6 protein-coding genes and 1 pseudogene are annotated in these 8,384 nt (G+C 57.2%); 6 read left to right on the forward strand and 1 reads right to left on the reverse strand.

Translation table 11 applies throughout. The features are described 5' to 3' along the window. The 4 genes and pseudogenes from RE6C_RS32255 to RE6C_RS16895 all read left to right on the forward strand — a co-directional run. Window positions 1-243 (forward strand): annotated as a pseudogene (locus tag RE6C_RS32255) (ExeM/NucH family extracellular endonuclease); the annotation flags it as partial. Window positions 244-352: 109 nt separating this feature from the next. Then, window positions 353-2,452 (forward strand): phosphate acetyltransferase, encoded by a 2,100-nt coding sequence (gene pta, locus RE6C_RS16885; RefSeq protein ID WP_008658418.1) that lies wholly within the window; start codon window positions 353-355, stop codon window positions 2,450-2,452. After that, window positions 2,449-3,561, forward strand: coding sequence for an acetate/propionate family kinase (locus RE6C_RS16890; RefSeq protein WP_008658419.1), 1,113 nt, complete (start codon window positions 2,449-2,451; stop codon window positions 3,559-3,561). Before pta ends, RE6C_RS16890 begins: the two co-directional genes overlap by 4 nt. 185 nt (window positions 3,562-3,746) lie before the next feature. Continuing rightward, window positions 3,747-4,778, forward strand: coding sequence for an aldo/keto reductase (locus RE6C_RS16895; protein ID WP_052034992.1), 1,032 nt, complete (start codon window positions 3,747-3,749; stop codon window positions 4,776-4,778). A gap of 46 nt (window positions 4,779-4,824) precedes the next feature. On the opposite strand, the gene RE6C_RS30565 is transcribed toward RE6C_RS16895, so the two are convergent. Next, window positions 4,825-5,241, reverse strand: a complete 417-nt coding sequence (locus RE6C_RS30565; RefSeq protein ID WP_008658421.1) for a VF530 family protein — start codon at window positions 5,239-5,241, stop codon at window positions 4,825-4,827. 181 nt (window positions 5,242-5,422) lie between these two features. On the opposite strand from RE6C_RS30565, the gene RE6C_RS16905 reads away from it, so the two are divergent. Then, window positions 5,423-7,717 (forward strand): VIT domain-containing protein, encoded by a 2,295-nt coding sequence (locus RE6C_RS16905; RefSeq protein WP_039962344.1) that lies wholly within the window; start codon window positions 5,423-5,425, stop codon window positions 7,715-7,717. Further along, window positions 7,714-8,384: rhombosortase (rrtA, locus tag RE6C_RS16910; RefSeq protein WP_008658423.1), on the forward strand; the 671-nt coding region annotated here is incomplete at its 3' end. The genes RE6C_RS16905 and rrtA, both read left to right, overlap by 4 nt.

Raw genomic sequence — 8,384 nt, forward strand, 5'->3', positions numbered from 1 at the left:
CCCACCGGCAATGAGAAGACTCCCTATTCGTACGTCTATTACGGGCAGTCCGGCAGCCTCGACCATGCCTTCGCCACCGAGGCATTGGCGAACAACGTTTCCGGCGTCGCAACATGGCACATCAACGCTGATGAGCCGCGATCTTTGGACTACAACCGAGAGTACAACCCTGCCGAACTCTTTCATGCCGATCCCTATCGCAGTTCGGATCATGATCCGGTTCTCATCGGAATCCGAAATTAGACTGTCCGACAAAGGTCGCTTTTGCCGCAGTTGCCGCGGTCTGCGGGGGCGTCTACGTTGACGACTTCGTGATTCGGATGGGCGACTCAAACTGCGGCACGGTAGACCTGTGATTCAACGAAGCATCTACATCGGCACAAATGGCAACGCGACCGGCAAACGCATGGTCGCTTTGGGCATGATGGAACTGGCCGCTCGGCGATTCGGACGTGTGGCTTTCTTTCGCCCGGTCGTTCGTGTCGGACCTGACGAGGACCAAAGCATCCGCATGATGCGATCCAGATACGGGATTGTCACTCCTGCCGATGAGATGTTCGGTGTCACACGAGCACAAGCTAGGCAAATGCTGGCGGATGACCGGTACAGCAATCTCATCCAGCTCATTCAACAACGATTCAAGTCACTCGAAGCGAAAGCCGACTTTGTTGTCGTTGAAGGCACCAGTTACCAAGGCCTGGCACCCGAACTCGAATTCGAATTGAACGCGGACATCGCCGCCAACATCGGTTCCCGTGTTCTGTCCGTTTACGCGATGGGAAATCGCTCGGTCGATGAGTGCGTTCAATCGGTGCTGATTGGAAACGAAAGTTTCGTCGACCGAGGTGCTCAACTGATCGCGACAATCATCAACCAAGTCCCCGACGATCAATCGACCGCATTGAACGCGGCAATCAAGACATCCAAATTGGACTCCAAAGCACCTCTGTACTTCCTTCCCGAAGAACCGCTTCTTCGCCAACCAACCGTTCGCGAAATTCAGCTCGGCATCGGTGCCAAACTGGTCTCCGGCGATGAGTCTTCGCTCGATCGAGAAGTCGCGGTTCGCAAAGTCGCGGCGATGCAACTGCCCGGATTTCTGGAAAGACTTTCCAACGCAGCCCTTGTGATGACACCCGGTGACCGCAGCGACATCCTGGTCGGCTGCGTGTTGGCCTGTTCCCAACCCGATGGACCTTCGCCGGCGGCCGTCGTGCTAACCGGTGGAATCCTGCCGCCGCCCTCCATCCGTCGTTTGGTAGAAAACGCCAACGCTTTACCAATTTTGGTCGCCATCGAAGATACTTACACGGTCGCCTCCAAGGCCGCTGATGTTCGCGCCGAGATCGGAGATCACTCGCCGCGAAAAATTGAATCTGCGATCGGAGTCTTCGAACGTCATGTCGACACGGACTCACTTGCCGATCAACTGCAAGCTCCCGTCGTTCCTCGAATCACGCCAATGCTGTTTGAACACTCGCTGATCCAACGAGCGAGACAGCAACGCGTCAAAATCGTATTGCCTGAAGCGACGGAACCGCGGATCCTGCAAGCCGTCGACGTGTTGCGACGACGCGATGTGACCGACGTGATTCTGCTCGGCGATCCCAATCTGATTGCCGCCGCGGCAGCACGGGCTGGTGTCATGCTCCCCAACGACGGACTCGAGATCATTGATCCCGCGACAAGTCCACTCAGGGATTCGTTCGCTAGTGAATACTACCAACTCCGAAAGCACAAAGGCGTCACAACCGACATCGCCCACGACCGAATGATCGATGTCACCTACTTCGGAACGATGCTGGTACATCGCGGCTTGGCGGGCGGTTTGGTTTCCGGTGCGATTCATACCACCGCCAACACGATCCGTCCCGCGTTTGAATTCATTCGAACACGGCCCGATGTGAACGTGGTCAGCAGTGTGTTTCTGATGTGTTTGAAGAATGGAGTGCTCGTGTACGGTGATTGCGCCGTGATCCCCAATCCGACAGCCGAACAACTGACTGAAATCGCAATTAGTAGTGCAGAAACGGCCAGCCAGTTTGGCATCGAACCACGAGTTGCCATGCTGTCTTATTCAACCGGTGAAAGTGGTCACGGAGAAGACGTTGACAAAGTGCGCAAGGCAACGGCCATGGTTCGTGAACGAAGACCAGACCTGTTGGTCGAAGGACCACTGCAATACGACGCGGCAATTGACCCTGACGTTGCCGCGACGAAGATGCCCGGAAACCCCGTCGCGGGACAAGCCACCGTATTGGTGTTCCCCGACCTGAACACTGGCAACAATCTTTACAAAGCGGTCCAACGATCTGCAGGTGCCCTTGCAATTGGTCCCGTCCTACAAGGATTGAACAAGCCGGTCAACGATCTGTCACGAGGATGCACCGTGACCGACATCGTCAACACCGTCGCGATCACCGCCATCCAAGCACAAACGGTGACCTCATGAATATCCTGGTCTTCAACGTCGGCAGCACAACGCTGAAGTACGCGTGCATTGACGCGGAAACCGAAGAGATCACCACAGCGGGATTAGTCGACCGAATTGGACAACCGGGCGGAGATGCAATCGACCACATTGCGGCCGCTAAGATTGCTATCAGTGAAGTTGGTCTTAACAACGTGTGTGTAATTGGGCACCGGATCGTGCAAGGTGGCGACCTGTTTCTGGAACCCGCACTTGTCACACCGGATGTCTTGGAACGTCTTCGCACACTTGACACACTGGCTCCTCTACACAACCCTGCCGCCCGTTCGGTAGTGGAGGGTTTGGTCGAAATTGAAACGCCCCAAATTTTGGTCTTTGACACGTCCTATTTTTTAACACTTTCTCCTGCCGCTTTTCGCTACGCCGTCCCGGAAGACTGGTATCAGAAACACGCCGTCCGTCGTTACGGTTTTCACGGAACGTCTCATCAGTACGTCACTCAAAAAGCGATCCAGTTCATCGATGGTGACGAGACGTCCCGCATCATTTCGTTGCATCTCGGCGGCGGTGCCAGTGCAACTGCATCGGTTGGCGGTCGTGCCGTCGACACCTCCATGGGAATGACACCACTGGAAGGTCTGGTGATGGCAACGCGATCGGGCGACTTGGATCCAGCCATCGTGCTGCACATGACCGAACACGCTGGGCTCGAACCGAGCGAGGTCCGAAATTCGCTGAATCGAAAGAGCGGTCTGCTCGGGCTGTGCGGCGATCAAGACATGCGGACGGTGCTGGAACGCCGGCAGTCTGGCGACTCATCCGCGACGCTTGCGATTGACATTTATGTTCGCCGAATCATCAAGACGATCGGCAGCTACATCGCCATCCTGGGCGGCTTGGATGCGTTGGTCTTCACCGCCGGCGTTGGGCAACATTCATCTGAAATTCGCCATCTGGTTTGCGAATCACTCCAGCACTTTGGAATCTCCTTGTCCCAAGAAAAGAATCGAACCTGCTGCGACGATCTCGCCGACATCTCAGCACCGAACGCTCGTGTTCGCACCCTAGTGGTCGGCACCAATGAAGAATTAGCCATCGCAAGACTCGTCCGCAACCGAGCGAAGTCATGAGCTCACTCGCGATCCATTCCACTGAAATCCGTTCTTCGTGAGAGCGGATCGTGCTTGCAGGGCACAACCGACACCCAAGCTTTCCGTCAACGACAACCTGCCAACATCCACTGACCATCGCGACAGAACCTTCCAATGCGGAAGCATTCGGCAACGTCCAATCCAAACTCTCAACGCATCCAATCATGGAAACTCGACGACTCGGTCGAACCGACCTTCAAACCAGCGTCCTTTCAATCGGCGGACTCTACACCTCTTCTCTCGCAGGTGGTGTGGCTGAATCCAAACGCATCATGCAACGAGCGATCGACCTGGGTGTCAACGCTCTCGATACAGCACCTGCTTATGCAGACAGCGAAGCAACCGTGGGCGAGGCGATTGCGGGAATCGATGCGCCGCTGATAGTGACCACCAAACTCGGCGGTCGACCTAAGCCGTTCGATCCTCAGGACATCAACGGACTGCGTCATTCGGTGGACGAAAGCCTTCGACTTCTCGGTCGCGATCACATCGACATCTTGATGGTGCACGAACCCGACCGACCGCAACAGTATCCTTGGTGGTCCAGCTACGAACCATTGGAAGGTCCGGCATTGGACCTGATGGACGAACTGAAAGCCGCTGGGAAAATTCGCTACACCGGTTTGGCGGGCACCACTGTCACCGAGTTGTCATCGTTGGTCAAGAGCAATCGGTTCGACGTCGTGTTGACCGCGTTCAACTACAACGTGCTGTTCCGTGAAGCAGCCGAATCGGTGATCCCCGCCGCTGTCGAAAATGACATGGGCATCGTTCTGGGGTCGGCATACGGGCAAGGCTTCTTGACCCGCCGTGCTGACACCGAAGTCCTCGCGAAACCAATTTGGTTGGCCGAAGCTCGTCAACAACAATTGCTCGCTTACTACGAACTTCTCGACCAAGCGGCAATGCCCGCGTTCGAGATGTGTCTTCGCTTCGTGTTGTCGAACCCGGCGATCTCAACCATTCCGATCGGTTGCAAGACAGCCGATCATTTGGAAACCAGCGTCAAGGCCGCCGCCAAAGGTCCCTTGCCGACTGACATCCTGCACCGACTCCACGAGATCGCTGCCATGGTGCCATGCCGTCCGTGGGAAGAACCGATGATCTTGCCATTTGGAAAGTCCTACTTTGGCCCGGGCATCGCCAACATGGGCGCGGCGGTTCAAGTGGGAAAACTAAAACCCGACCAAAATTGAACGATCGATCGTCCGCAGCGAACGGGCAACACTCGGGACTGAGCAATCAGTCTTCGTTCGAATCGCGACGTCGAGCTTGGTCCCAAACGCTGCCCGGTTTCGCAGGAGTCTCCGTTGCCTCAGGCGGTCGCTTTCCCTTCCGCTCGTCGTAGCTGATCGAGTCCAGGTACAGACGCTCCACCTTGGCACGAGCCCAATCCGTTTTGCGAAGGAACTTCAAACTGCTGTTGATGCTCGGGTCGTAATTGAAACAGTCGATGCGAATGCGTTCCCCCAACCGGCCCCAGCCATACTCGTCGACCAGGTATTCCACCATCGCTTTCAGCGTGACGCCGTGCAACGGATTGTTGGGCTGGGATTTCTTCGGCTGTGAATCACTGAGCGGCGTGCTGCTGGACTGAGACGCACGATCGGACTCGGACGCACTATCGGGCTCAGGTGGATTGGGCTGGGGATCATTCATGATTCCTCAAAGGTATCGCAGAAAACGAGGCCCGCAATGACCGCCGCTCAGTCGACGCGAGACGCTCCGAGCGTTCAGTAGCACTGAAAACGAGAAGTTTCACGATTTCGCGCTCCCCACCCCAACAACGGGTTCTTGCTAGAGAGTCACTTCGATTCTCAATCCTGGAGCACCTCGTCTCGTGAACGCTCAATCCCCCGGCCATCGGACGCAATCAATGCGATTGCCTTTGATCACGCCCATCGTCGTTCTGGCCTCCGCCTTCGTTTTTTCCGCCGTCGCACAGGCCGGATACACCGTGCTCGGCGGAACTCCCGTCACTCAGGGGCAAATGCGAATCGGCGAAGACGATTTCGAGCGTCTCAAAACCAAGCTCCCGGCACCCAGTCCCAGCTTCACGCTCAAAGAGACTCGAGTGGAAACAGAGATCTCCGGAGTCCTCGCCCGAGTTCGCGTTTCTCAGGTGTTCCAGAATCCACATCCTGATCGCTTGGAAGCGTTGTATGTGTTCCCGCTGCCCGAGGACTGTGCCGTCGACGCTTTCTCGTTTCAAATCGGCGAACGTGTGATCGTCGGCGAAGTCAAACGCAAAGAGGAAGCCCGCCAAGAATACGAACAAGCTCGCAACGAAGGCCGCAAAGCCGCCCTGTTGGAACAAGAACGTGCCAACGTGTTCTCTCAATCCGTCGCCAACATCCCAGCGAACAGCGAGGTGACCGTTCACATCGAATACGTGCACCCGCTGGAGATCGACGAAGATCGCTACGTCTTCCGATTCCCGATGGTCGTCGGTCCCCGTTACATCCCAGGAACCCCGGTGACTCGTCCGAACGTGGGACGCGGCTGGGCGGCCGACACAGACCAAGTCCCCGACGCGTCGCGGATCACGCCCGATTCCCTTCCCGAAGGCATGCGAAACGGCAACGACGTGTTCGTCTCAGTCAAGATCGACGCGGCGATGCCGATCCAGCAAATCGTGCCGGTCACTCATGAGCTGGACATTCAGCAAACCTCGGAAACCCACGCGGCTATCACGCTGAAGAACCAATCCACGATCGCCGACAAGGACTTCATTGTCGAATATCGCTTGGCCGGAAACGACAGCACTCTGGCTTCGTTGACCCATCGCGAATCCGAGGCAGAAGACGGTTACGTGATGTTGGCGTTGCAACCCAAGTGGTCGATCGAGCCAACCGAAATCACACCTCGCGAACTGATCCTGGTACTGGACACCAGCGGATCGATGAACGGGCCCGCGATCAGCCAACTGCGTTTGTTCGCTGACCATGTGCTGGATCACTTGAACCCCAACGATGAATTCCGAGTCATTGCGTTCAGCAACCGTTCAACCGCATTCCAACCCGATGCCGTCTCAGCGACGGACGCCAACATCCAATCCGCCAAACAATTCGTTCGCAGCTTGCGTGCGAGCGGAGGAACCAACCTGCTGCCCGCACTCAAGTTGGCACTCGGCGGCGAGGCAGACGAATCAGCCCGCCCACGCTACATGGTCCTGATGACCGACGCACTGGTCGGCAATGACCACTCGATCCTTCGCTACCTGCGACAACCAGAATTCCAAGACGCTCGCGTGTTCCCCGTCGCATTCGGAGCCGCACCGAACGACTACTTGATCAGCCGCGCCGCGGAGCTGGGACGCGGGTTTTCGATGCAAGTCACCAACCAAGACAACTCACCCGAGATCGCTCGCCGGTTCCATGAACTACCCAGTCAACCTTACATGACTGACCTGCAAATCGACTGGGGAGGATTGGTTGTCAAAGACCAAGTGCCTTCGCGGCTTCCCGATCTGTACGCGGGCAAACCGCTGATCGTATTGGGCCGCTACGATACACCAGCAATCGGCACAATCACGCTGAAGGGCAACGTGTCTGGCCAACCTGTTCAGATGGGAATGGAACTGGAACTTCCTGAACAAGAAGCCGAGCACGACTCAATCGGTCCCGTTTGGGCTCGCCAACGAATTCGACAAATTTGGAACCGTGACGTCGGTGCCGAAACACCAGCGGGCCGCGCTGAGATCACCGAGTTGGGACTGAAGCATCAACTGATGACTCAGTACACGTCGTTCATCGCCGTTGAGAAAGAACTTTCCGAAGCACCGCAAGGACAATTGATCACCGAATCGGTTCCAGTCATGACACCGGAAGGCATGACCCAAGAAGCAGCCGGCCGATCGGTCGCCGCGGCGAAACCTGCACCTCAACACCAGGTATCCACGAACTCCACACCCGCTTTGCCGGCCGCCGCTGCCCCGGCAACAGTCTCAACACCGGCACCCGCCTCCACCCCCTCGCCGGCTCCTCGATCGAGCGGCGGCAACTACGGGGGCGGCGGTGGAGGAGGCGGCGGACCGATTGGCCCGATCACCGGGATCGTTTCGCTCGGCGGTGCGGCCGCGGCAATGATGCGTCGACGCAAGTCGCGACGCAACAACCAGGATGTGGTCCGATGAGTGCCAGCGAATCACTGCTCGCAACGCTTCCCAAGACCAATGGCACATCGATCCAATCGATGTGCCGCCTGGGAAGCGGCTGGCTCCGGCGGATCCCTGTGACGCTGCTGGTGTCAGCCATCGCCCTCGCGGCGTTCGCCTTCCCCAGCCTGACCGCTGGTTTGCAATTGGACTTTGCCTCCGTCGAATCCGGACAATGGTGGCGTCTTCTGTCCGGTCACCTCACCCACTTTGGCGGCGGTCATCTGTTTTGGGACTTGCTGATGTTCGCGGTCTTGAGTGCTGCTTGCGAACGACAGAATCCACGTTTCTATCCCATCGCGCTGACTGCGATGTCAGTTGGTATCTCCGCGACCATCCTGTTCTTGTGCCAAGACGTTACCACCTACCGAGGCCTGAGCGGCATCGACACGGGATTGTTTGTTTGGTTCCTCGCCAACCAAATCCGACAATCTGTCGCCGACCGAGACCGCACGTTCACATGTTTCTGGGCTGCCGCCGGAATCTTGCTCCTCGCCAAGCTTGGCTACGAATTCACCACCGGCGAGATCCTCTTCGTCAACGCCGAAGGTTTTGCACCGCTGGTCGAATCCCACCTCTCCGGCGCCGCCCTCGGAGCGATCGCTGCCAGCGCCGCAATGTTCTTCCCCCGCGAGCCAGAGCTCCA

This window comes from Rhodopirellula europaea 6C, assembly GCF_000338295.1.
Taxonomy (GTDB): Bacteria; Planctomycetota; Planctomycetia; order Pirellulales; family Pirellulaceae; genus Rhodopirellula; species Rhodopirellula europaea.

Excerpts from the sequence above, each read along its gene's own strand:
- RE6C_RS16890 (WP_008658419.1), top strand. The coding sequence starts at position 2,449 with ATGAATATCCTGGTCTTCAACGTCGGCAGCACAACGCTGAAGTACGCG.
- RE6C_RS16895 (WP_052034992.1), top strand. The coding sequence starts at position 3,747 with ATGGAAACTCGACGACTCGGTCGAACCGACCTTCAAACCAGCGTCCTT.
- RE6C_RS30565 (WP_008658421.1), bottom strand. The coding sequence starts at position 5,241 with ATGAATGATCCCCAGCCCAATCCACCTGAGCCCGATAGTGCGTCCGAG.